19 protein-coding genes and 1 pseudogene are annotated in these 23,945 nt (G+C 68.8%); 7 read left to right on the top strand and 13 right to left on the bottom strand.

Annotated features, from left to right (window positions below; all coding sequences use genetic code 11):
• Positions 1–28: 28 nt before the first annotated feature.
• Positions 29–1,390, bottom strand: coding sequence for a beta-1,3-glucanase family protein (locus ACFWP7_RS40285; RefSeq protein WP_384392798.1), 1,362 nt, complete (start codon positions 1,388–1,390; stop codon positions 29–31).
• A 478-nt stretch (positions 1,391–1,868) separates the two neighbouring features.
• On the opposite strand from ACFWP7_RS40285, the gene ACFWP7_RS40290 reads away from it, so the two are divergent.
• The 4 genes and pseudogenes from ACFWP7_RS40290 to ACFWP7_RS40305 all read left to right on the top strand — a co-directional run bounded on the left by ACFWP7_RS40290 (position 1,869) and on the right by ACFWP7_RS40305 (position 5,291).
• Positions 1,869–2,327, top strand: coding sequence for an SRPBCC family protein (locus ACFWP7_RS40290; RefSeq protein ID WP_384392801.1), 459 nt, complete (start codon positions 1,869–1,871; stop codon positions 2,325–2,327).
• Between the two features lie 188 nt (positions 2,328–2,515).
• Positions 2,516–2,802: pseudogene (locus tag ACFWP7_RS40295) on the top strand (nucleotidyltransferase domain-containing protein); the annotation flags it as partial.
• A 1,105-nt stretch (positions 2,803–3,907) separates the two neighbouring features.
• The gene (locus ACFWP7_RS40300; protein ID WP_384392803.1) at positions 3,908–4,426 is read left to right on the top strand and encodes a lytic polysaccharide monooxygenase auxiliary activity family 9 protein; all 519 of its coding nucleotides are present in this window, start codon (positions 3,908–3,910) and stop codon (positions 4,424–4,426) included.
• Positions 4,427–4,565: 139 nt separating this feature from the next.
• Positions 4,566–5,291, top strand: coding sequence for a chitinase (locus tag ACFWP7_RS40305; protein ID WP_384392805.1), 726 nt, complete (start codon positions 4,566–4,568; stop codon positions 5,289–5,291).
• Between the two features lie 529 nt (positions 5,292–5,820).
• Here the strand turns inward: ACFWP7_RS40305 and ACFWP7_RS40310 are convergent.
• From ACFWP7_RS40310 to ACFWP7_RS40350, 9 genes are all read right to left on the bottom strand, one after another.
• A complete protein-coding gene (locus ACFWP7_RS40310; protein WP_384392840.1) occupies positions 5,821–6,738 on the bottom strand; it encodes an alpha/beta fold hydrolase in 918 nt (305 codons plus the stop codon).
• Positions 6,739–7,268: 530 nt separating this feature from the next.
• Positions 7,269–7,877 carry a class I SAM-dependent methyltransferase gene (locus ACFWP7_RS40315; protein WP_384392808.1) on the bottom strand — a complete coding sequence of 203 codons (609 nt, stop codon included), beginning with the start codon at positions 7,875–7,877 and terminating at the stop codon, positions 7,269–7,271.
• A 990-nt stretch (positions 7,878–8,867) separates the two neighbouring features.
• The gene (locus ACFWP7_RS40320; protein WP_384392812.1) at positions 8,868–9,065 is read right to left on the bottom strand and encodes a hypothetical protein; all 198 of its coding nucleotides are present in this window, start codon (positions 9,063–9,065) and stop codon (positions 8,868–8,870) included.
• Complete coding sequence (locus ACFWP7_RS40325) at positions 9,062–11,005, bottom strand: RiPP maturation radical SAM C-methyltransferase (RefSeq protein WP_384392842.1); 1,944 nt, start codon at positions 11,003–11,005, stop codon at positions 9,062–9,064. Before ACFWP7_RS40325 ends, ACFWP7_RS40320 begins: the two co-directional genes overlap by 4 nt.
• Positions 11,006–11,031: 26 nt before the next feature.
• Positions 11,032–11,361: a hypothetical protein gene (locus ACFWP7_RS40330; protein ID WP_384392815.1), complete on the bottom strand. Its 330-nt coding sequence runs from the start codon at positions 11,359–11,361 to the stop codon at positions 11,032–11,034.
• A 3-nt stretch (positions 11,362–11,364) separates the two neighbouring features.
• The gene (locus ACFWP7_RS40335; protein WP_384392818.1) at positions 11,365–11,808 is read right to left on the bottom strand and encodes a hypothetical protein; all 444 of its coding nucleotides are present in this window, start codon (positions 11,806–11,808) and stop codon (positions 11,365–11,367) included.
• Positions 11,805–12,815 carry a DUF692 family multinuclear iron-containing protein gene (locus ACFWP7_RS40340; protein ID WP_384392820.1) on the bottom strand — a complete coding sequence of 337 codons (1,011 nt, stop codon included), beginning with the start codon at positions 12,813–12,815 and terminating at the stop codon, positions 11,805–11,807. The genes ACFWP7_RS40335 and ACFWP7_RS40340 overlap by 4 nt, the downstream gene beginning before the upstream one ends.
• Positions 12,812–14,821, bottom strand: a complete 2,010-nt coding sequence (locus tag ACFWP7_RS40345; protein ID WP_384392823.1) for a B12-binding domain-containing radical SAM protein — start codon at positions 14,819–14,821, stop codon at positions 12,812–12,814. Before ACFWP7_RS40345 ends, ACFWP7_RS40340 begins: the two co-directional genes overlap by 4 nt.
• A gap of 61 nt (positions 14,822–14,882) precedes the next feature.
• On the bottom strand, positions 14,883–15,035 hold the full coding sequence (locus ACFWP7_RS40350; RefSeq protein WP_365440292.1) for a hypothetical protein: 153 nt from the start codon (positions 15,033–15,035) through the stop codon (positions 14,883–14,885).
• A gap of 404 nt (positions 15,036–15,439) precedes the next feature.
• On the opposite strand from ACFWP7_RS40350, the gene ACFWP7_RS40355 reads away from it, so the two are divergent.
• Positions 15,440–18,355, top strand: coding sequence for a lantibiotic dehydratase (locus tag ACFWP7_RS40355; protein WP_384392826.1), 2,916 nt, complete (start codon positions 15,440–15,442; stop codon positions 18,353–18,355).
• Positions 18,356–18,738: 383 nt separating this feature from the next.
• Here the strand turns inward: ACFWP7_RS40355 and ACFWP7_RS40360 are convergent, their stop codons facing one another.
• Positions 18,739–19,161: a secondary thiamine-phosphate synthase enzyme YjbQ gene (locus ACFWP7_RS40360; protein ID WP_384392829.1), complete on the bottom strand. Its 423-nt coding sequence runs from the start codon at positions 19,159–19,161 to the stop codon at positions 18,739–18,741.
• A gap of 208 nt (positions 19,162–19,369) precedes the next feature.
• Between ACFWP7_RS40360 and ACFWP7_RS40365 the strand changes: the two genes are divergently transcribed.
• On the top strand, positions 19,370–20,452 hold the full coding sequence (locus tag ACFWP7_RS40365; protein WP_384392845.1) for an NAD(P)-binding domain-containing protein: 1,083 nt from the start codon (positions 19,370–19,372) through the stop codon (positions 20,450–20,452).
• Positions 20,453–20,482: 30 nt separating this feature from the next.
• Here the strand turns inward: ACFWP7_RS40365 and mltG are convergent, their stop codons facing one another.
• Positions 20,483–21,343: an endolytic transglycosylase MltG gene (mltG, locus tag ACFWP7_RS40370; RefSeq protein ID WP_384392832.1), complete on the bottom strand. Its 861-nt coding sequence runs from the start codon at positions 21,341–21,343 to the stop codon at positions 20,483–20,485.
• A gap of 43 nt (positions 21,344–21,386) precedes the next feature.
• Complete coding sequence (locus ACFWP7_RS40375) at positions 21,387–23,252, bottom strand: ABC transporter ATP-binding protein (protein ID WP_384392835.1); 1,866 nt, start codon at positions 23,250–23,252, stop codon at positions 21,387–21,389.
• A gap of 158 nt (positions 23,253–23,410) precedes the next feature.
• On the opposite strand from ACFWP7_RS40375, the gene ACFWP7_RS40380 reads away from it, so the two are divergent.
• Positions 23,411–23,866: a MarR family winged helix-turn-helix transcriptional regulator gene (locus tag ACFWP7_RS40380; protein ID WP_384392838.1), complete on the top strand. Its 456-nt coding sequence runs from the start codon at positions 23,411–23,413 to the stop codon at positions 23,864–23,866.
• Positions 23,867–23,945 lie beyond the last annotated feature (79 nt).

Raw genomic sequence — 23,945 nt, forward strand, 5'->3', positions numbered from 1 at the left:
GCGCCCGGGCGGGGGCGGACCGGTTCGGTCAGAAGCCGACGGCCACCGACAGCCACTGCGGGTTGGCGTGGGAGATGAAGGACGACTGGCTCGCCACGTCGTCGTAGGGGAAGCCGTAGGCGAGCTTGTTGATGGCGTTGTCGTGCCAGAACTTGGCGTAGTAGTTGGCCGGGGCCGACAGGTAGTACTGGTTCGGGTCCGCCTGGCCCGAGGACGGCAGGGTGGCCACGTGCCGGTTGAGCGCCGCGCACATGTTGGGATTGCTGGCCATGGTGCCGGCGCAGCCGAAGATGTACTGCGTCGTCTCGTTGACGCCGACCGACTGGGCGTAGGCGGTGAAGTAGTTCGCGTTCACCCCGCCCGGCTTGAAGCTCGCGTCGCTGCCCGGGGCGATGATGCGGTACGGGGCCTGGCTCTGCGCCAGCACCTTGAACTGCTGCGGCACGGCGTTGATGAAGTCCTGGAAGACCTGGGTGCGCGACTTGGCGAAGAAGGCCTGGGTCTCCCCGACCTGGACGTCGTAGCCGTCATAGGCGTGCAGTCGCATCGCGAGCGGCAGACCGTAGGCGTCCACGCGGGTGGTGTTGCCGTTGAACACGCCGCCGCCGACGGTGAATTCGATGAAGTCGTAGTACTGGCTGGTCGGTGAGCCGACATAGAAGTACATCCGGCCGGCCGAGTTGGCGGGCATGTCGAAGTAGCGCTGCTCGGCGATGGAGTGCGTCTGGCCGTTGTAGCTCCAGTACACCTGACTGTCCGGGTAGGCGCCGTTGGTCCGGTTGAGGATCGCCACCGTGACGGCGTTCACGGGGTTCGGGATGGCGCTCGTGTCACCCCAGAAGGCGTCCGGCGGGGGCGGGGTACCGCCGGTGCCGTAGACCTGGAACTCCCAGAGCGAGAAGCCGTACGCGGTAGCCCGTGCGGTGCCGTACATGCGGACGTACCGTCCAGAGCCGGTGACGTTGAGCGTCTGCACGCCACCCGTGCCGGTGGTGGTGGAGTAGATCGAGGTCCAGGTGGTGCCGTTGGTGGAGGTCTGGATCTGGAAGGCGGTCCCGTAGGCGGCCTCCCAGTTGAGGACCACCTGGCTGATCTGGGCGGTGGCACCGAGATCCACCTGAAGCCACTGCGGGTTGCTGAAGGCGCTGGACCATCTCGTGGTGGTGGAGCCGTCCACGGCGGCGGATGCGGGGGTTCCCGCCGCCTCGGTGGACGATGCGGTGGCCGGCTTCCCCTGCGACAGCAGGGTACCGACCGCGTGGGCCGGGGGCTGGGCCACGGCAACCAGGAGGGCCGCCAGCAAGGCGACCAGCGTCGCGATGACGAGCGGGGTTCTTGGCTTGTGCCGTACCGGCTGCCGATACGCCGGCCACGTTGGGTTGCTCAGCATGTTGTCTCCTCAACAGGGCGGGGTCCTGTGGATCCTGACGTGCTGCCTGGCAATCTTGAGTGAGCGCCGTGGGCCCCTGAGTTCCTGAGAGCGCTCTCTCAAGGGTGATTGGTATGTACCTGCGCCGATGCCTCGGTGTCAATGAAAATGACGTCCGCGCGGGGATCTGCGCGGACTGTGACAATCGCGGCCGGCTCCTCGACGGACGGATGACGGGCGGGCCGTCGAGGCCCACACATTGCCGTCGGGGTCCATGAAGGGGTCGTCGAGGTTGATGAACGGGTCGTGCCGCTCGCCGCGCGAGACGTCCGGCGGTCCCATAGGGTCACTGTGCCGCTACGACAGGACAGGCGGTACGGCGCGGCCCTCGCGTTCCTTCGCGCGCGTGCGAAGGCGGCTCCCCTCGCGGCCCAGAGATCCGGTGGCCGTCTGCCGAAGGGGGCGCGCGGCGTTGCGGCTCGACGCATCAGGAGTGCCCATGTCAGGACAGTTCGAAGCGACGGTCGAGGTCGATCGGCCGGTCGAGGAAGTGTTCGCCTACCTCGCCGACGGACGTAACGATCCACAGTTCAGCCCCCGCGTACTCAAGATCGAGCGGACTCCCGACGCCCCGACCACCGTGGGCACCGTCTTCCGGAGCACGGTCAAGGACGCCGGGATGAAGACCGGCAGGGAGTTCCGCGTCACCGCGCTCGAAGCCCCGGCCAAGATCCGCTGGGCCGAGGAGTCGAAGAACACCGTGACAGCACGCGAGGGCGGCTACGACCTGGAGCCACTGGCCGACGGCAGAACCCGGGTCCGTATCTTCAACGTTCTCGAAGGCCACGGGCTGGGCAAGCTCCTTGTCGGCGTCGCGCTCGCCGCCGCACGCAAGGACGCCGACGGGTTCGGCTCCCGGATCAAGGCAGCGGCCGAGGCGGCGATCGCTCCGCGCTGACGCCACGCGGTCGGCATCCTGGCGGGGACCACCAGGGCCCTGGCCATGGACCCCGCCATAGGCGCGTCGATCGAGCGGTCGGTGTTCCTGAACGTGCCGGCCGCTCGTTGCCGTGCCCGTCACTGCTTGTCATCGACGGGCGATGTGCGGACGTCTGGCCAGTGATCAGTCAGGACAGGATGCCTGGCATGACACGCATCGAGGCTCCCTTTGGCAGCTGGGATCCCACCTTTCCCGCCGAACTGGTCGCGATGTTCTCCGGTTTCGAATCCCGCTGGTGGGTGGCTGGAGGTTTCGCGATCGAGCTCGCTGTGGGCCAGCCGTTCCGGAGCCACGGCGACATCGACGTCCTGCTGTTGCGGCGGGACCAGCTCGTGGCCCAGCAGGTCCTGGCAGGCTGGCAGGCAGGCAGGCAGGCAGGCAATGGTGGGCCGCGGACCCACCGGGAAGCCTGCGCCCGTGGGCGCCGGGTGATGCACGTCGCCGAACGCGCCGCCTCCGGAAGGATCCTGCGCCGCGAACTCACGGAGCACACCTGGAGATCACCGGCGTGAGCTTTTCCGCGAGCGTCCGGAATCAATTGACCGCTCACGTGCCCCATATATCAGGCTCTGCTGTTCCGAGGTAAGCAGGTCCATCAACTTCCCACTCTTGACCCAGTCGTTCAGCAGGGCGTGGGACCCTCCCAGACTCAGGGAATAGGACCACATGCTCCGCCCTTGCCGAACCCCCCTCCACTCCGCCGCCCACGTGAGGAGATGGTGAATCTTCTGCTCGGACGTAAACTTCGCAATCAACACGCTGACCTTCCGCACTTACCGGCAACCTCACCTTCCTCTTCTGCTACGTGGGCGAGGAAAAGGCGGTTCACTCGGGAATGCGGAACAGCAGACGAGCGGGCTGCACGCCGGGAAGTGGCCGGCGTCCTGACAACTCGCAACGGGCACGCGTCCCGCCCCGGCTCTCAGCCGATCTCGGCCGATCTCAGCCGAGTAACGACAACCGAACCCGCCTGTCCGGACTAGCGCGACTCGTATCCGCCAAACTCCGTCAGCGTCCCTTGGCGCGGCCGATGGGGCATCGCTGCCGGGAAGGCGGACGAGCCGTCAATCACGCCTGGACAACCAGGCCGCGACAACGGTTGCACCATGCCTCCGGATCCGCTCGGACCCGGGTACGGTCCCGCGCGCCGATCGGACCGGACGGCGGACCCGGAACCGGGCCGGGGCCCTGGCCCGGGGCGACCCCGCACTCAGAGGAAAGTCCTTCGCGATTGCCACGCGAATCTCAATTCTTCGCTATTGCGCATGATCTCGCGACGTCTCCCCTCTCGACCCCGAATGCCCGGATTTCCCAACTGCCGCCTCGCGCTACACCCTTGACGCACAGGCGTCCGCCGGTATGGTCTAGTCCACGCAGCACATCCCGTCCCTGCGAACGCACTTAATCGCGACTGCACACGGGATTGACGCTGCCGGCCTTCGCACTCCTGGCCCCCCACCCACGAGAAGCCAACCCGCAGTACCGGGTTCCCCACAGCCTCGTACTTCCGCGGGAAGACCTGCAGTGAAGGAGAGACCATGCACGCAAGGAAGAAGACGGCCGCCCTCATCGGGGCGGCGCTCGCCCCGGTGATCGCCGTGAGTCTGCCCGCGGCATCCGCGAGCGCACACGGCTACATCTCCAACCCGCCGAGCCGGCAGGCACAGTGTGCCGCCGGGACGGTCAGCTGCGGCGACATCACCTACGAGCCGCAGAGCGTCGAGGGCCCGAAGGGGCTGACGAGCTGCAGCGGCGGCAACTCCCGCTTCGCGGAGCTCGACGACGACAGCAAGGGCTGGAAGGTCACTCCCGTGAGCAGCACCACCGAGTTCCAGTGGACCGTGACGGCCAGTCACTCCACCAGCACCTGGCAGTACTTCGCCGGCGGGCAGAAGATAGCCGAGTTCAACGACAACGGCGCTCAGCCTGGCGCGACGGTCACCCATCAGGTGGACTTCGGGAACCTCACGGGCCAGCAGAAGGTACTCGCCGTCTGGAACATCGCCGACACCAGCAACGCCTTCTACACCTGCATCGACGTCAACGTCAGCGGCTGACACGGCAGTTCACGGACCGCGCGGGCTGCTCCCGCCGGTTCGCCTGCCTGGCACCCCCTCCGCGCACGGCCCCCTCCCCCACCGTTCCCCGCCAAGGGGAAACGCGCGCGCTCGCGCGCCCGATCAACGGAGTGCCCCCATGCGTCGACGTACGCTCGGACTGCTGACCACGACCGGTGCAGCCACCCTGTTCGCCTCTCTGACCCTCGCCGCACCGTCAGAGGCACAGACGACGACTGCTGCGGGCAGTTTCATCGTCAGTGAAAGCCAGTTCAACCAGATGTTCCCGAGCCGGAACTCGTTCTACACGTACAGCGGTCTCACCGCCGCACTGAGCGCCTACCCCGGATTCACGACCACTGGCAGCGACACGGTGCAGAAGCAGGAGGCCGCGGCCTTCATGGCGAACGTCAGCCACGAGACCGGCGGCCTGGTCTACATCGTCGAGCAGAACACCGCCAACTACCCCGCCTACTGCGACACCGGCCAGCCGTACGGTTGCCCCGCGGGCAACGACAAGTACTACGGCCGCGGACCGATCCAGCTGAGCTGGAACACCAACTACAAGGCGGCGGGCGACGCCCTGGGCATCGACCTGCTCAACAATCCCGACCTGGTGCAGAACGACTCCGCCGTGGCCTGGAAGACCGGACTCTGGTACTGGAACACGCAGACCGGCCCGGGGACCATGACGCCGCACAACGCCATGGTCAACAGTGCCGGATTCGGCGAGACCATCCGAAGCATCAACGGCACCATAGAGTGCAACGGCGGAAATCCGTCGCAGGTCCAGAGCCGTATCGACATCTACACGCAGTTCGCGCAGATTCTGGGCGTCGACACGGGCGACAACCTCAGCTGCTGACCGTCCACGCACACCGCGGCGCCGGCCTTCGTGGCCGGCGCCGCTCGCGCGCGGGGACTCTGTCAGATCACCGTCCACCGTCCATCGCCACCGAGGCTCGCGCGTCCCTGACCCGACCTCCCTCCAGTGAGCGACGTCCCCATCCCCCGACCAGCTCGTCGGGATGTTCGCGTCCTCACGCGTGCGCGCCTGGGTACTGCGCCCTCGCGGATAGATCCACGCTTCGGACACGCCTGGCGTGCCGGATTCCGGCACGCCAGGCGTGTTTTCGAGAGTTCCGGACACGGGCTCACAGCGATGAGTAGCGGGGGCAATTCATGGTCACTACCTGCCGTGGGAGAACGCATGGGTCGTCCGCAGGGTTGCGGAGCCGGGAGAGGGGCATGCAGAAGGCCGGCCTCAACCGGGCCATCCTCGATCCGCCACCAGAGGGGATTCGGCGGGAACTCGCTCACAGGACTTCCTGGCGGGCTCCCGGTTCGCCATGCGCGAGCGGCCCTTCCCTTCGAGGATGACCTTCATCACGATCTCAGGGAGCGAGTGCGGCGAGCACGCTCGCCACGGGGGTCGGGTCCAGCGGGCCGATGTGCGACGCGGTGGGGAAGTCATGGACTCGGAAGGGATTGCGGGGTGTGAGCATGTCGGCTTCCGCGATCATCCGGTCCTGGAGCTTCGTGGCGATCGTGCGGTCTTTGCCGAAGCGCAGGTAGGTGCGGGGCAACCGTCCCCAGGTCTCCGGCTCGCCGACGGCCCGCCCTGCGTAGGCCGTGGTCGACTCGTCCGTCTGCAGACTGCCGAGACGCTGCCGGAACGCGTTGTCCGGATAGTCCGCGCACATCATCTCGCGGAGCGCCTTGAGGTCCCCCGCGTCGCCGGTGCGGGGATTGAGCCGCATCACACCGAGCTGCTCCGGGTCCCCGATGATCTGATCGAAGGGGATGAGCGCGTCTCCGTTCTCGGGCGCCGCAGTGCAGGCATCGGGGGTCGGCAGGGCAGGGCTGGGGCAGAAGGCCGCCACGTAGCAGATGTGGTCGAGCAGTTCAGGTACGGCGTTGCTCACCCGGCTCACCGTGGCGCCGCCCAGGCTGTGGCCGACCAGGACGACGGGTCCGATCGCCGCCGCGCGGCGGACGACGCGCGTGACATGCCTCTCGTAGTTGTCCAGGCCGAGCGCCGCGACGGGCGAGGGCTCGGTGGCCATGGCCACCAGGTCCTGCCGTTGGTAGGACTCCGGCACGAACGCCTGCGAGCCATGCAGCGGCAGATCCACCGCGACGACGCGGTGACCTCTCAGGGTCAACTCCTGTGCGACGGGCAGCCAGTAGGCTCCCGCGCTGTGTGTGCCGTGCACCAGCACATACGTACACGTCCCTGCCGTGCTACGGCTGCCACCCCGCCCGGTCGTGGCAGCGGACGGGGTCACGCCCGCACCGGCACCGAGGGCCATCCCACCCACTGCGAGGCCGAGCCCTCGCAGCACACCCCTGCGAGCCGTGTCCCCGCGCCGGTCGCCCTCATGACCCACTTCCCTATCTCTTGTCATGCCCCGACGCTACGGACGAGGCCACGCTTCCGGGAACGGGGTCAGGCCCCCGCACGGGGTGGGACTGGCCCCCCGGTGCGTACTGCGGCTACCCGCCACAGTCATGCGGGTTCAACCACCGGTGACGAGTTTCCGGACCTGCCGTCGGACGATGAGCCTCGCCGCCGCGGGCATCACGCGGATCATGGCCTCGCCGGCCGTGCAACGGTTCCAACAGAGCCGCGACTCACCCATGCCAAAGTGATGGAGTCGGATTGCCGGACAATTGACGATCCAGCAGCCTTCGGAGGCTGTGATACCCCCGCGGCTATCCGCCCGACCGGCCACGCGCTTAATGGCTCCGCCCGACAGGCCGACAAATTCATTCCAGGACAGCCGAAACACCGGAAGTCCTTGAGTCAGACCCTCAAGAGGAGCCACAGCGACATCAACTGTCAGTCCTTGTGCAGGGGCGCCCTGACCACGAGGAAGTAGCGACCCGGATACAGGACGTCACCGCCCAGTTCCGCGAGGAGACTGGACGGAGTGAACCGCCGCCGGAAGATCGGGTAGGAGACGCCGTCCACCTCGCGGGGCTCCAGCCCTTCCATGTGCGTACGGCCGTCGCTGCGCAGGTCGAGAATGACGAGTCCGCGCGCCACGCGGCTCGCCTCGGCGAGGAACGCGTCGCGCTCGTCCGCTACGAGCAACCCGTAGAAGTTGGCGGCGAATACGAGGTCGAACGCATCGTCCGGAAAGGGCAACGGAGGAAAGGCGGCCCTGACCAGTTGGGCGTGAGGAGCCCGGGTCCGGGCGATGTCGAGCATCCCTTGGCTCTGGTCCATGGCGGTGACCCGGCCGGGCAGGAACTGTGTCCACACCCCGGTTCCACAGCCGACCTCCAGGATCCGACTGTCCGGAGGCAGGGAACGGGGAAGCAGATTTCCGATCTCGGCCGTCTCACGGTCGAGACCCGCGTCCGTCTCGGGATTGCCCCGATAGCTCGTCGCGTCGTACACCGGGGCCCGATGCTCGTAGTACCTCGCACGGACTGAGTCAGGCATGGCGTGGCCTCTCCCGTCGAACCGGATTCCCGTCAGAACGTCACAGCGTCAGATCTCCGCTTCGAGGACGAGCAGGGAAGACTGCCCGAGCCGGTCGGAGTCATCAGGCAACGCGTACATCCGCAACCGGCCACCGCAGAGCTCCAGATGGGTGGCATCGAAGGTGATGCCCCGGCGGACCGCGACAGTACGGTCACCGGAGCTTCATACCGGAAGTATCCAGTGTTCATGTCGATGACGGCCAGACCGTCTAGTTGGGCAACGCCAGACCGGCAAACGGAACCCGCCGGAGCCTCCAGAACGGGCAGAGCGGAGGAAGCAACACGCCCCTACTGACACCCCGCGGCCTCAACACGGCCTGCCGATCTTGAAATGACGCCGGCGAGATGCAGCCCAGCCCGCCGACGATATCCTTGATCGCGCACATCACCGCAGGTCAGCGAAGTCTTCTACTCCTCGAACCTCACCCGGCGCCCCTGGGTGGGTGAACCGTACGAGGGGCTCACCGCGTCCCGCAGAACAACGTAGGGAGCTTTTTCAGTGTGGCCACTGATTGGGTGTCGACGTCGATGTGCGCAACGCACGAGGCTCCCGTGCCGTTGAGGGAGGTGTTCGAAGTCTCAACTCATTCCCCGCGCGAGTGATGCAACCCCGCGCCAATTGTCCCGCCCCGTCAGGCCCCCCGTAGGTACCGCCCGTTGACCGTTGGGGACCGATCTTCGGAGAATCGGGGAACGATCTTCGAAGGGCTTCGTAGCCGCACATCACCGCCACTCGTGAACACCTCACCTGTCCGCGCCCTCGGAATGTCGCCAGGACCTTGGCCAATCTGGCCGAACTGCCACACCACCCCGGAACGCGACGGCGCCGATGACAGCCACTGGTGCCGGGTGCGAAGGTGTTCCCATGGTGCTGCGCTATCGGACCAACGGTCCGGAGTTCGACTTCCCACCATTCACCGGTCTACCGCCGGTCCGTTACGTGCTCGCGTCAACCCCCAGGTGCGGCAGCAACATGCTCGCCCGCGCCCTGTGGCACACCGAGCTGGCCGGCTTCGCCGAGCACTACCTCGCCGACGCCTTCGTGCTGGACTACTTGGAGCGGTGGGAAGAGGATGCCGCAGTAGATGCCCGGCAGGCGCATGGCCGCCGGATCGCGGTCCTTCCACAACGTCAGCTCCGGCTTCACCGGGTGTCTCCCCAGGCCGGGGCCACCAGGGCGGGGACCAGCGACATGTCGTCCCCGTGCAGTCCGGCGCCGTCAAGCCGCAGCAGGTCCTGGTTGGCCACTGCGGGCGCGACGTGTACGTACTGGCCACCCTCGGCGAAGACCAGGCCGAGCGCGCGCCAGCGCGCCAGCAGCCCGGCGAGGCGCTCTTCCGTCACCTCTCCGGCCGACTCCCCCGCGTCCGCACACCGGGCAGCGGTCTTGCGCAGCAGCGCCGCCGGGCTGTGCGGCGTGTCGAGCAGCCGGAACACCGTCACTTCGAGCGGATCGGTGAGGTCGAGAAGCCGCCAGGAGAAGTCCGGCCGGGTGTCGACCAGGACGATGTGTCCGCCGAGGTCGCAGTGGGTCAGACGGCTGCGCGGGTACGCCTGCGTCCAGTCGGCGACGGCCGTGCGCAGCCGGTTCCGGCAGCCGTCGGCGATGCCCTGGTGCGGTGAGTCGAAGATGTACACCAGGTCGGCGAGTTCGTCCTTGGGCAGGTCGTAGATGTGGTGGTAGTGCGAGGCGGGGCGCAGTTCACCGAAGCCCAGTTCCGGCCGGTCGAAGTAGGGGCTGAACCGCTCGACCTTCAGGCGGGTGGAGTTGGCCGGTGGTCCCAGATGGTGCAGCGCGGGGAACTGGTCGATGATCTCGTCGTAGTCCTGTTCGGTCTCCCCGGGGAAGCCGTAGAGGTAGTTCCAGCTGAGGTTGACGCCGACGGTCTCCGCGTCCCGCAGCAGCCGTACGTTCTGACAGCCGGTCACCCCCTTGTCCATCAGCTTCAGCACCCGGCTGCTGAGGCTCTCCACGCCGGGCTGCAGGTAGCTGATTCCGGCCGCGTACAGCGTGTCCAGCTGCTCGCGACGCAGGTTCGACTTGATCTCGTAGCACAGCCGCAGGTCGTACCCGCTCTCCTGGAGGAGCGGGGCCATGGAGTTGAGGTAGGCCATGTCGAGGATGTTGTCGGTGACCCATACGTCGAGTACGCGGTGGCGCTCGACCAGGCCGAGGATCTCGTCCACGAACCGCCTCGGGTCCTTGCTGCGGAACTCCATGAACGAGCCGTTGAGGCCGCAGAAGGTGCAGTGGTGCTTCTCGCCCCACCAGCAGCCGCGTGAGCCCTCCACCACCAGCCGCGGCTCCACCCAGCCGCCCGCGGTGGACCGCGCGTGCCGCTCGAAGTAGTCGCCGTAGTCCGGGGTGACCAGTGCTCCCGGGGGCAGCGGGGTGGCGTCCATGGGATGTGCCACGGACCGGCCGTGCGGGTCGCGGCGGCACAGGCCGGGGATGGCTGCCAGGTCCTCGGCGTCGCCGTCGCGGAGCGCGGTGAGCAACCGCGGGAACGCGATCTCGCCCTCACCGCGCACCACGAAGTCGACGTGGGGGAAGTTGCGGTGCAGCGCGGCGCCCTGTGGGCCGTCGCAGTTCGCGCCGCCGAAGACGGTGGTGGTGTCGGGTGCCAGTTCCTTGAGCACGCGGGCCGCGGCGAGGGTCGCCGCGTTCTGCGCGAACGTGGTGGTGAAGCCGACCACGTCCGGTGCCGTGGCGGCGATCTTGGCGGCTGTCTCCCGGACGAACAGCGGCGCGAGTTCGTGCAGTTCCCGCGCCTTGGCCAGCATGCGCTCCGGCATCTTCCCGCCGAAGTGTTCCGTGAACTCGGCCACCCGCCAACGCGGTTGATCGTTGAGCGCGGCCGAGAAGATCCACTCGCTGTGTCCGGAGAAGTACGAGGTCGAGCAGAAGTCGTACTCCTCGAAGCCGTACTCCGTACGAGCGGCCACCCAGTCGGCGAAGTCGAGGTTGGCGTGCACCACTTCGACGTCCGCGGCGCCGTCGGGGAAGACGTCGAGGATCCGGCGTTTGAGAATGCCGAGGGCGAGGGAGGGCGCGTCGAGCGACGACCACGGCATGTCCACCAACACGATGTGCAAGGCGGTTCCTCTCCCCGTCACCACAGTCCGCGGCGTGCCAGCGCCCGCCGCGCGTTCTCGCGCCGGGTCGACGGTTCGGCCTCGAAGGCCGCCGCCACCCGCCCGGACACCACGCCGTGCGCCAGCCCGGCGGACGTGGTGAAGTACGCGTACTGCACGGCTTCGGCGTTCGCCGCGTGCTCAGTTGCCTCGGGGCGCTCCGCTGCGGCGGCTCTCCAGGTGGCTGTGGATGCCTCCGCGTACACACGCAGGGCGGCGTGGCCTCGGTCGGTCGGGACGATTCCCTCCGCCTCGATCACGAACGACAGCGGCTGCTCGCACGTCAGCGAGGTGAACAGGGCGATCATCAGCTAGTGAGTCACCGTGTCGCGCAACGACTCTGACTTGGCGTCATCCAATAGGTAGGACGCGAACGCCTCCTCCGCCGACAACCCGGGTGCGGTGTACGGGATCAGCCGGAACCGGGCGAAGTGCGGTGAGCCGATGAAGCCGGTGAGCAGGCCGGACTCCGTGGCACCGGCGTCCTGGAGCAGCCGCAGGCTGCGCGGGAACGTGGTTCCGAGGCTGCCGCCGCTGCCGGGCCGCCAGACCTGGGAGCGCAGCCTGCGCGCGGTGGTGTCCAGTTCGGCCAGGTCGACGGAGGCCAGGCACTCCAGCTCGCCGGGATCCGCCGCCACGGCCTCGGCGCCCTCGTCGGCGAGTCGGGCCCGCAGGTCCGCGTCCAGCAGAAGGCGCATGAGCAGGTCGGTCAGCCGCTCGCCGTCCAGCGACGCGCCCGGCTCCACCGTGCTCATGCCGCCTCCCCGCGCTGCCAGGCGGCGACCAGGTCCCGCAGCCGCGCGTAGTTCCGCCGGGACTTCTCGACCAGCTGTCCGTCCTCGCGGTACATCGGGTCCTCATAGGACACCCCGAGGAGGTTCGGGCAGCGCGGCAGCAGATACTCGGTGAGCTCCACCTGCTCGTCCAGCAGGACGCCGTGGTGCAGGTCGCGGAACTTGCCTCCCACGATCTGGCAGCCCGACAGGTGCAGTTCCCGGCAACGGGTGAGGGGCAGGGCCTCGATCCCGTCGTACATGCTGATTCCGGTACGTCCCCTCAGCCACTGGTAACTGAGCAGATGGCCGACGTCGAGCGTCACCCGCACGTCGGCGTCCTCCGCCAGTCGCGCGAAGTACTCGAAGGCGTCCATGTGCCCCAGGACGAACGAGCCGCCTTCCGTGAAGCCGGGGAACTCGACGTGCAGCGGCGGATCGAGCAGCCGGGCCGCCTCCGCCACGTTCCGGGTGGCGATCTCCAGGCCTGGCTCGGTCAGCGGCGGCGGGAGCGGATAGGGCATCGGTATGCCGCGCAGGCTCCAGATGCCCAGGTCCTCGACCACCCAGGAGAAGCCGTAGCGGGCGGCCAGTTCGTTGGTGAACTCGGCGGCCGGGCGGCGGTCGTAGCGCTCGGGCGTGCCCATGTTCAGCTCGGTCTGGTGGAAGGCGCGGCCCGATCCGGCGGGCAGCGCCTCGAAGAAGCGGTCGTACGCGCGCACGTAGTCGGCCGTCTGTACGCGGGCGCGCGAGCGCGGCTGGAACGCGAGGGCCGAGTAGGCGAAGTCGCCGCCATGGCGGCGCAGGAAGGCGCGGACCCGGTCGGTGATGTCTCCGCCGCCGTCGTCGCTCTCCACGAATCCGATGCCGCGCCTGCCGAGGCGTCCGCCGCCCCATGGCATGTCCATGAGTACCCCCAGGCCCATCCGGCGCGGGGATTCGGTGACGGTTCGGGCACCGCCGGGTGCGGTGCGCGTCGGTTGCGTCATGACGAGCTCCTGGCTGAGGGGGCCGGGTCGGCTGAATGTGCCGGGTCGGGGGTGCCCGCCGCCGCGTCGGCCAGGCGGGCCAGCAGTCGGCTGCCGCGGTCGGTGCGGGCCGTGAGCAGGCCGTCGGAGCGCTGTTCCACGTCGGTGCGGGGGAGCGCGTAGAACTGCTCCCGGACGAGGTCGGCGAGGGTGACGCGGTCTGCCGTACGGTCGTCGGCGTACGCGGGCACGGTGCGTACCCACGTGTGTGGGCGCAGGGTCGCTACGGCGGGCGTGCGATGTCTGTTCGGGGCCGGATGCGAGGCTTCCGAGGCGTTCGCACGGCCCGGTCTGACGGTGCGGAAGATCCGTGTCAGCCGGTCCAGTGCCTCGGTGCGCGTCGGGCCGCCGCGGACGGACAGGGGGTGGCCGACCCGGCCGGCCAGGTAGCTCAGCTCGGGGTTGCCCGTGAGGCGGTCCGAGGTGTCGAGGTCGAGCCCGTAGTCCTCCGGGCTGCCCACGAGTCTGCTGCCGGGCTCCGCCACCATCAGCTCCAGCGCGTCGATACCGATCCGCCGCTCGTTGTCGACGAGGAAGCGCAGGGATTCCTCGAACTCGTCGGCCGTCTCGTCCAGGACCTGGCCCATCACGGTGAACCGGACGGCGATGCCCGCCGCGGCGAGGTTGTCGAGGATCCGCTGGTAGTCGGCCGCGCGCACGCCCCGCTCCATCCGGTCCAGCAGGCGCTGCGAGGTGCCCTCGTAGCCGACCGAGATCATCGCGCAGCCGACCGCGGCGAGGTCGTGGCAGAACCCGGGGTCGGTCAGGACGGCCTCCAGCCGGCTGCGCACGCCGAACCGGACCCGGATGCCGCGTTCGCGTGCCGCGCGCATCGCCTTCAGGATCAGCCGCAGGTTGGTGTTCTCGTCCGCGACCGACACGTACCGGGTGCCCGTGGCGCGGACCACGGCCTCCACGGCGTCGGCGATCTGGGCCGCGGTGCCCTGCTGGTACCCGCCTTGCGGGAGCGATCGGTTGCCGTACGAGCAGAACGCGCACCGTCCCCAATAGCAGCCGACGCACGAGACGATCGCGAGCTCCAGGGCATCGTTGAGATAGGAGCGGAACGGCAGTCCGGTGAAGTCGGGTGGTCCGAGGTCACGGAAGCGCAGGGTCACCGCGGGCCCCGTGCGCGGCCCGGCCCCGGAACGTGGCAGCCAGGTCATGCCGGGCACGGCGGCGAGCGGAACCGTCCCGTCCAGCGCGTCCAGCCAGCGTTCGAGCGGCTCCTCCCCGGCGGTCGGGCACAGGGCGTCGACCGTTTCCCTGATTCCAGGCAGCCCGGCGAGGCTGTCGTGACGGAGCATCACCTGCTGACCGCCCAGGCAGATCCGGGTGTCCGGCGCCAGCCGCCGGACCCAGGCGGCGATCAGCAGCGCGGGCGCGAGCTGGCTGAAGAACGCCACGGACAGGCCGACCACCCGGGGGCGATGCCGGCCGAGCAGCCCGGTCACCAGGCGGTGCAGCGATACGACCGGTACGCCCGACGCGGCGGGCGGCCGGTCCGCGGCCCGGCGTACGGCATCGTCGAGCCGGCCGAGGTTCTCCCAGGTCCGTACCAGGAAGGTGTCGCGGACCAGCAGTTCGAAGGCCAGAGTGGCGAGCCGGACCGCGCGGTCCGGGCCCAGCTCGCCGGCCGACTCCTTGTGCAGGACGTGGGCACGCAGCTCGCCGATGTGCGCGGCGAAGACGTCGGCGACCGCTCGGCGATACCAGTCGCTCATGGCCGTGCCGTCGTCGCCGGTGTCCTGGGCGCGGACCGCGTCGTCCAGCAGCGTGGGACATCGCAGCAGCTCGTGGAGCACAGCGATGTTCAGGTCGGCCTGGTGAACCCGCCGACCCCGGCGCCGCAGGTGGCCGGTCAGGTAAGGCAGGCTCAGATACGGGAAGAACCTGGCCTCGGTCTGCGGCGGGAAGATCAACAGGACGTCGGTGCGGGTGCGGTCCGCCGACTGGCTGGACGGCACGACCCACCTCCTCGTCTCACCGGTCTCATCCGTCGGAGAGTTGCCTTGCCTCCCGCGCGTCCTAGTCGGGGATGTCCTCCGTGTTCTCCGCCGCGATGTAGGTGTACGTGTGGTAAGCCGCGCCGAGCTTCAGCTCACTGGAATCGATCACCTGGAGTTCTTCGAGTTCACCGAATTCCTCATCGGCGAGTTTCTCAGGAGATACAGCAGTCATGATTTTCTCCCCTTCGCGAACGTGATGGGAATATGCCGCTTACCGTGTGTGCTGCGTGCCGTGTGTAGCGCCCACGCTAGCCAGACCGCAGGTGCATCAACAGCCCATACGTCGTCGTTTAGTTGGACGACATTCAGCCAGATCAGCGGCTCATTGCGACTCTGCGGCAGCGGAGTGGCGCAGAGTCGCCACAATGACCATGACTCATCATCGCCCTCGGCACCGGGCGGTTTGGAGAAAAATAGAGGACAACACCGTTGTTGCTGCTGGAGGGCCGTTTGTACCGCCATGTCGATGCGGCCGTGGTCCGGGCGGCAATTTGGCCTCCCGACCACCCGATGGTCTGGCCGGACCTGACCGGCCCGTCCGCGCGCACGGAGTCGTGGCGGGCGTGGCTTCAACAGATGTGGCAGGCAACCGATTTCGCCACCGCGGTCGAGTTCTCCAGCCCGGACCTGGCGAGACGGGTGCATCAGATATGCGTCGGCGAGCCGGTGCCTGACCTCGCCGTGCGACGCGCGGTGCTTTCGGTGTTGCGCTACCTGATGCGCGCCCGCTCACGTGCCACTCCGTTCGGTCTGTTCGCCGGTGTCGAGGCTGCCCGTACAGGGGCCGCTCCCGTGCTGCGCGCGGGCACCGCGCACCGAGCGGTCACCAGACCGGACGCGGCATGGACCGCGGCTCTTGTCGACCGGTTGGAGGAACACCTCGAGCTCCGGCCCCAGTTGACGCTGCTCGCTTCCAGCCTCGCGTTCGAGCGCGACGGACGCCTGATGGTCGAGCACCGCTCAAGCAGTGCGAACGGCGGCGACCCCGTGCACGTAGTGATACGCGCGAACGAGCCGGTCCGCATGGCCATGGACGGCGCGCGGGCGCCGGTTGTGTGGGCAGTCCTCGCCGAAACGCTCTCCGTCGGTTTCCCGACCGCTTCACCGACCGCGATCGAGAACCTGCTCGCGAACCTGGTACGACAGCGATTCCTGATCACCGGCCTGCGTCCTGCGGTGACGGCCTCCGACCCGATTGCCGCCCTGCTCGGACACGTACAGCACCTGCCGTCGGCTGAAGCCACCGAGTTGTGCGAGGTCGCGGCGGGACTGGCACGGCACGACGCCGCGACCGCCGCCCCCGCGGGCGCCCGCGTCGAACGCGCACGGGTGACGGCCGCGATGACACGGCTCTGTCCCGCTGCGAAGCCCGCGCTCGCCCTCGACCTGCGGTTGGACTGGGACCTGGTGATCCCGGAGGCGGTGGCCGAGGAGGCGGCGTCGGCCGCCGCGGTGCTCACGCGCCTGGCGCCACGGGCGGCTCTGAGCCCCGGGTGGGTCGCCTGGCATGGCCGCTTCCTTGAGCACTACGGTCCGGGAGCGGTGGTACCCGTCCTGGACGCCATCGACCTCCTCGGCTACCCGTCCGGCTACCTCGGGTCCACGCCCGCGTCGACGGGCCCGACGCTGACCGCCCGCGACAGCCGGCTACTGAGGCTCGCGTACACCGCCGCGATGAGGCGCCGCCACCACGTCCGACTCGATGATGCCGTGATCGACGAACTGGCGGTGGTGGATCCAGGTAGGCCCGTGCAGCCGAGCACCGAGGTGACCGTGCGGATCCACGCCGCGAGCGTATCCGCCCTGGAACAAGGGGAGTTCACCCTGCACGTCGTCGGGGTGGCCCGTGCGGCCGGAGCCGGCACCGGGCGCTTTCTCCACCTGTTCGACGCCGACGACCGCCGCCGGATGACCGACGTGTACGCCGGCCTGCCCGGCGTACAACAGGACGTGCTGATCGCGCAGATCAGTACCACTCCGCTGTACATACGCTCGGTGAACGTCGCGCACGCCCCGCAGGTGGCGGAGGTGGTGATCCCCCTCGGCGACTACCACGGCCCGGACAAGGGCCAACTGCCCGTGACGGACCTGGCGGTGACCGCCGATGCCGAGCGGTTGCACCTGGTCTCGGTCTCCCGCCGCCGCCCGGTGCACACGATGCTGCTGAACGCGGTGAATCTGACCCACCACACCCATCCGCTGGCGCGGTTCCTGATCGAGGCACCGGTGGCACTGGCCGTCCCGTGCACCGGATTCTCGTGGGGGGCCGCTGTTTCCAGCCTGCCGTTCCTCCCCGCACTGCGCTACGGGCGCACGGTACTGTCCCCGGCCCGCTGGACACTCGGCCACGACGACCTGCCCGACGCGCGGACGCCCTGGACACAGTGGGACGAGGCCCTGGCCGAGTGGCGTCGTGAAGTTCTCCTGCCCGAGCACGTGTACCTGGGCGACGGAGACCGGCGCATGAATCTGGACCTGTCGGAGCCCTCGCACCGGGTCCTCCTCCGTACCCACGTGGAGCGCGACGGCAAGGCGCTGCTACGTGCCGCACCGAAGCCCGGGGACCTGGGCTGGACCGGCGGGCACGCCCACGAGGTCGTCATCCCCCTGGCCGCTGTGGACCAGCCCCGTGCACCGGTCCGCGGATCGGGCGACGTCGTCACTCGGGAACACGGCCGTCTGCCTGGCTGCGGCAGCCTGCTCTCCATCAGGTTGCACGGGCACCGCGACCGTCAGGATCCGCTCCTGATCCGGCATCTGCCGTCCTTGCTCGGGGAGTTGGGAGAGCCCCGCTGGTGGTTCGTTCGCCACCGCGATCCCGAGGACCACCTACGTCTCCGTCTGACCTGCGCGCCCGGTTCACTCGGCACCGCTGTCGGGCTGATCGGCGAGTGGACCCGACGGCTTCGGCACGCGGGCCTGATCACCCACGCGAGCCTGGAGACCTACTTCCCGCAGACCGCACGCTTCGGCGGCCCCGCGGCGATGGAAGCGGCCGAGGAGTATTTCGCCGCCGACGCGGGCGCCGTCCTCGCCCAGCTGACCGCGCAGGCCGGCCGGGACGCTCCCGACGCTCGTGCGGTGACCGCCGCGAGCATGGTGGACATCGCCGTCGGCCTGCTCGGGGACGACGCGAAGGCGATGCGCTGGCTGGTCGGGCACGCCCACACGGACAGGAGCGCCCCACACCGAGCGGTCTACGACCAGACCATCGCCCTGACGACCGCCCTCCTCACGCCCTGGGGCCCCGGCACACCGGTGCTGGACGCGCGTGTCATCGCGAGCTGGTCCGCACGCCGCGCCGCGCTGGCCGCCTACCGCAGCGCGCTTGAGGGTGCGGGGACGCTGCCCCCGCAGGACCTGCTCCCGGACCTGCTGCATCTCCACCACGTCCGCATGCGCGGGCCGGGACTTCCCGAGGAACGCGCACACCTTCACCTGGCCAGAGCCGCCGCACTGAGCTGGACGGCACGCGCGAGGAGAACACCGTGACCACGACAGCCCCCGGCGCCGCCGTGCTGTCGCCCGTCGCCCGACCGGCCCATGCACCGGCCGACCGTGCACCGTACAACCCGGCGGTCGGTCGGACGGTGGCCGCCAAACCGACGGCGTTTCCCACCTTCGCCATGGCCGCGCGACCGGGATCGGCGACCTGCCGGGCACGATCACGGACCGACCTGCTATCGCCTTGATGGCTCACCCGCGACGACACTCAACGACGTCGTTTCGCGGTTCCTCGGACAGCCCGGCCGCCCAAGGCATCCGCACTCCGGGACGGCCACTCCTGGAGAGAGTCCCTCCCTGTCACAACCAGCCACGGACGCATAACGTTTGGAGCGGCCGGGCACCGCATCTGGAGTCGTCGGCCCTGGGTCTCACCCAAGGAACGACAACCGAACCCGCCTGTTCGGATTATCACGATTCGTATCCACCAGACACACCGACTGCCACGTCCCCAGTTCCAGCCTCCCGCCCAGCACAGGCAGCGTCGCGTGGGGCGGCACGATCGCGGGGAGGACGTGGTCGCGGCCGTGGCCGGGGCTGCCATGGCGGTGTTGCCAGCGGTCGTCGGCGGGGAGCAGGGAGTGCAGGGCGGTGAGGAGGTCGTCGTCGCTGCCGGCGCCGGTTTCGATGATCGCGATGCCGGCGGTCGCGTGGGGCACGAAGACGTTCAGGAGGCCGTCGCGACCGGCTGCCGCCTCCCTGAGGAAGGCCTCGCAGTCGCGGGTGAGGTCGACGATCGTCTCCGAGGAGCCGGTGGCGACGTTCAGGACTCGGGTGGTGAAGGCATCGGACATGCCCCAATCCTCGCTCGCGTACGCCGGATCTCGCACCTGCTTCGACAGGGACCTGCGGCCGTCCACGACCGCGACTGGCCCCCGCCCAGGAGGCGTGGCCACCACTGGGTCCGCCGGGAAGATCCCGGACCCCGGTCCGGTTAGTAGAAGCGTGAACGACACCGGGGTACAAGCACGCGAAGCCGACGCCGAGGCCGGCACAGATGTCATGGATGTCACGGATGTCACGGATGTCAACGTAGTGGTGATCGGTGCCGGGCAGGCCGGCCTGTCCAGCGCCTATCACCTGCGGCGCACCGGCTTCGAGCCCGGGCGCGACTTCGTGACCCTCGACCACGCGCCGCGCCCGGGCGGCGCATGGCAGTTCCGATGGCCTTCGCTGACGTACGGCGAAGTGCACGGGATGCACTCCCTGCCCGGCATGGAACTGACGGACGCGGACCCGGCGCGCCCGTCGGCCGAGGTCGTCGCGGAGTACTTCGACGCGTATGAGCGCGCCTTCGACCTGCGTGTACGCCGCCCGGTCGACGTACACGCGGTGCGTGAGGGCCCACGGGACCGGCTGCTCGTGGAGACCTCGGCCGGGAACTGGTCGGCGCGTGCGCTGATCAATGCCACGGGTACCTGGGACCGGCCGTTCTGGCCTCGCTATCCCGGTCAGGAGACCTTCCGCGGGCGGCAGTTGCACACGGCGCAGTACCCCGGCCCGCAGGAGTTCGCCGGGCTACGGGTGGTCGTCGTGGGCGGCGGCGCGTCCGGCACGCAGCATCTGATGGAGATCGCCCCGTACGCGGCCGGAACCACCTGGGTGACGCGCCGGCCGCCCGTCTTCCGCGAGGGGCCCTTCAACGAGGAGTTCGGCCGGGAGGCCGTGGCGGTGGTCGAGGACCGGGTCCGTCAGGGGCTGCCGCCGCAGAGCGTGGTCTCGGTGACCGGACTCCCGCTGAACGACGCGATCCGGCAGGCTCTGCACGACGGAGTCCTGGACCGGCAGCCTGTGTTCGACCGCATCACTCCGGACGGTGTCGCGTGGGACGACGGGCGTCACGTGGACGCTGACGTCATCCTTTGGGCGACCGGTTTCCGGCCCGCCATCGACCATCTGGCACCCCTGCGACTGCGCGAGCCGGGCGGCGGCATCCGTGTCGAGGGGACGCGCGCAGTCGCAGATCCGCGAATCCACCTCGTCGGGTACGGCCCCTCGGCGAGCACCATCGGCGCCAACCGGGCCGGCCGCGCCGCGGTACGGGACATCAGGCGGCTGCTGGCGGGAGCGCCGGTCGCCGCCTGATGCCCCGTACCTGATGCCCCGTACGACGGCTCAGCGGGTGGGACTCGGGGAGGTGGAGGTGCTCTTCCGGTTCTGGTTGAACTCGGTGACGTTCCTCAGGTGCTCCTCGTAGCTGGCCGTGAAGCGGGTGTCGCCCGGCTTGACGGTGACGAAGTACAGCCAGTCACCCGGCGTCGGAGCGATCGCCGCGCGCATCGCCTCCTCGCCGGGGTTGGCGATCGGGGTCGGCGGCAGACCCATGCGCTGGTACGAGTTGTAGGGACTGTTGATCTGCGTGTCGCTCTGGCTCGTGTTCAGGGTGGAACGGTTCAGCGCGTAGTTGATGGTGGAGTCCATCTGCAGCGGCATGCCCCTCTCCAGGCGGTTGAAGATGACGCGGGCCACCTTCCCCATGTCCTCCTTGGTCGCCGCCTCGGCCTGGACGATGCTCGCGATGGTGACCGCCTGGTAGACGTTCATCGCGTTGCGCTGCGCGCCGGCCGCGACCGGGGCCTTGTTGAACTTCTGGTTCGCGGTACTGACCATGAAGGACAGGAGTGATTCCGGAGTCGCCTTCTTGTCGATCGGATACGTCGCCGGGAAGAGGTAGCCCTCCGGGTTGCCCTCCGCGTCGTTCGGCAGCTTCAGGTTGGCCTTCCCGAGCGACTTCTTGGCAGTGCCCGGCGGGATCCGGAGAACTTTGTCGACGGCGTCGTAGATCTGGCCGGCGCGCCAGCCCTCCGGGATCACGAGGGCCGCGGGCGGCGCGTCCTCGCCTCCCATGCTCAGCAGCGGCACCGCCACGGCGGTGGCCGCCACGACGGCTCCGGTCGCGATGAGGGCGCCCCGGCCCCGGCGCGTCAGTCGAGTCGTGCTCCGAATCGTGCTCCGTGGCGGAGTGTTCATCTGCATGCGGGCACGGTAACCCGCTAATGCCGATAAACCCGACATATCTTCATCTTGTCGGCTCCAATTGGGCGTCCCGGTGGACGAGGGCGGTATAGCGCCCGCCCTGCTCCAACAGCTCCTCGTGCGTGCCCCGTTCGACCGCCTGACCGGCATCGAGGACCACGATCTGGTCGGCCCCCCGAATGGTGGACAGCCGGTGGGCGATGGTGAGCGTGGTCCGGTTGGCCGACAGCGCGTCGATCGCCTCCTGCACGGCGTGCTCCGTACGGGTGTCCAGGGCGCTGGTCGCCTCGTCGAGGATGAGCACCGGCGGGTCGCGCAGGATGGTGCGGGCGATGGCGAGGCGCTGCTTCTCCCCGCCCGAGAACCGGTGGCCGCGCTCACCCACGACCGTGTCGTACCCGTCAGGCAGGGATGCGATGTGGTCGTGGATCTGGGCCGCCTCCGCCGCCCCCCGCAGCTCCTCGTCGGTGGCGTCCGGCTTGGCGAAGCGCAGGTTCTCGGCGACCGAGGCGTGGAAGAGGTACGTCTCCTGGGAGACGACGCCGACCGCGCGCGCGAGCGTGTCGAAGTCCAGGTCGCGGACATCGACCCCGTCGAGCGTGACCCGCCCGCCCGTGACGTCGTACAGCCGCGGCACCAGATAGCTGAGCGTGGACTTGCCCGCACCGGTCGGGCCGACGACGGCGAGGCTGCCGCCCGCCGGGACGGTGATGTCGATGCCGTCGAGGATCGGGCCGCTTCTGTCGTCGTAGCGGAACTCGACGTCCTCGAAGCGGATCTCGCCCTTGACCCGGTCGAGGTGGACGGGATTGTCCGGCTCGGTGATGTCTATGGGGAGGTCGAGGTACTCGAAGATGCGCTGGAAGAGCGCGAGCGAGGTCTGGATCTGCACACCGGTGGACAGCAGGCTGACCGTCGGGCGGAACAGGCCCTGCTGGAGAGAGACAAAGGCGACGAGTGTGCCGATCGACACCGTCGGGCCACCGAGCTGGAAGGCGATACCGGCGGTCCAGTAGATGACGGCGGGCATGCCGGCCATCACGATGGTGATGACGGCCATGCGCCAGCGGCCGACCATGTTCGACCTCACTTCGAGGTCGACAAGGCGCTCGGATTCGTCCCCGAAGGACTTCGTGAGCGAGTCGGCGCGGCCCATGGTGCGGCCGAGCAGGATGCCGCTGACGGAGAGCGACTCGGTGACGGTGGCGGCCATCGTGGCCATCTGCTTCTGGCGCTCCGTGGCGATCTTCTTGCGCTCGCGGCCGACCCGGCGGCTGATCCAGACGAAGACCGGCAGCAGGAGCAGCGAGACGGCGGTGAGCCGCCAGTCAAGCGCGAGCATCGCCACGATCGTGGCGACGACGCTGGTGAGGTTGGAGACCAGCGAGGTGGCGGTGGAGGTGACGGTCGCCTGCATGCCGCCGATGTCGTTGGCGATACGGGACTGGACCTCGCCGGTGCGGGTGCGGGTGAAGAAGGCGAGCGACATGCGCTGGAGCCGACCGTAGACGGCGGTGCGCAGGTCGTGCATGACGCGCTGGCCGACGGTCGTCGAGATCAAGGTCTGGAGCACGCCGAAGATACTGGTGACGACCGCGCTGAGGATCATGCCGAGGGCGAGCAGGCTCAGCAGACCCGTGCGGCCCTGCGGGATCGCCACGTCCAGGATTTCCTTCAGCAGGAAGGGCGTGGCGACGGAGACGAGGGACGCGGCGCCGACCAGCAGGCCGACGACCGCGAGACGGCCCCGATAGGGCCGGAAGAGCTTCAGGATGCGCCGCACCTGCCGCGGCTGTTGTTCCTTGTCGGCACGCGGCCGTTCCTTGTCGCCACGTGTCCGATCTCTGTCGGCACGCGACTGTTCTCTGTCGGCAGGTGACGGGGTCCAGGTTGGTCGGTCGGGACGCATGGGCTCCTACGGGAGATGAGACGACGATGACTTGTGGCGACCACTGATCACTGATCACTGATCACTGATCAAGAGTTGCGGAAATTTGTGATGTCTGGCGGAGCATAGCTCATTGTTACCTATACTCACAATGAACAAGGTCCTGATATTGTTCCCACATGACCACCCCCGATGTCGACGGCCTGCTCGCCGAGCAACTGCTGCGGCTGACCCGCCGAGTGCATCGCATCCAGAAGCGCCATCTGGAGCATCGCGAGCTGGGCATCACACCGGCCCAGTCCCGCCTGCTGCGCACACTCGCGCACTACAGCTCACCGCCCCGCATGGCCGATCTGGCCGAGCGCCTGGAGGTGGTACCCCGCGCCGTGACCACTCTGGTCGACGGTCTGGAGACGAGCGGCATGGTGCGCCGGGTCCCCGATCCGACCAACCGGCGAGTGATCCGTATAGAGGTCACGGACGAGGGTCGCAAGGCACTGGGCGAACTGCGTGCAGCGCGCCGATCGGCCGCGGACGAGATCCTCGCTCCCCTGACGGACGAGCAGCGCGAAGTGCTCGGCGGACTGCTGAACACACTGGTGGACGGGGTGCCGGCGCGGGGACACGGCTGCTGAGATTCCCGGTACAGCGCGCGGTGGGGCCACAGCAGTGGGACCACACGATCGGGCCGCGGCGCCGACTCCGTAGTGCTGG

The organism is Streptomyces sp. NPDC058470, assembly GCF_042721055.1.
GTDB lineage: Bacteria > Actinomycetota > Actinomycetes > Streptomycetales > Streptomycetaceae > Streptomyces.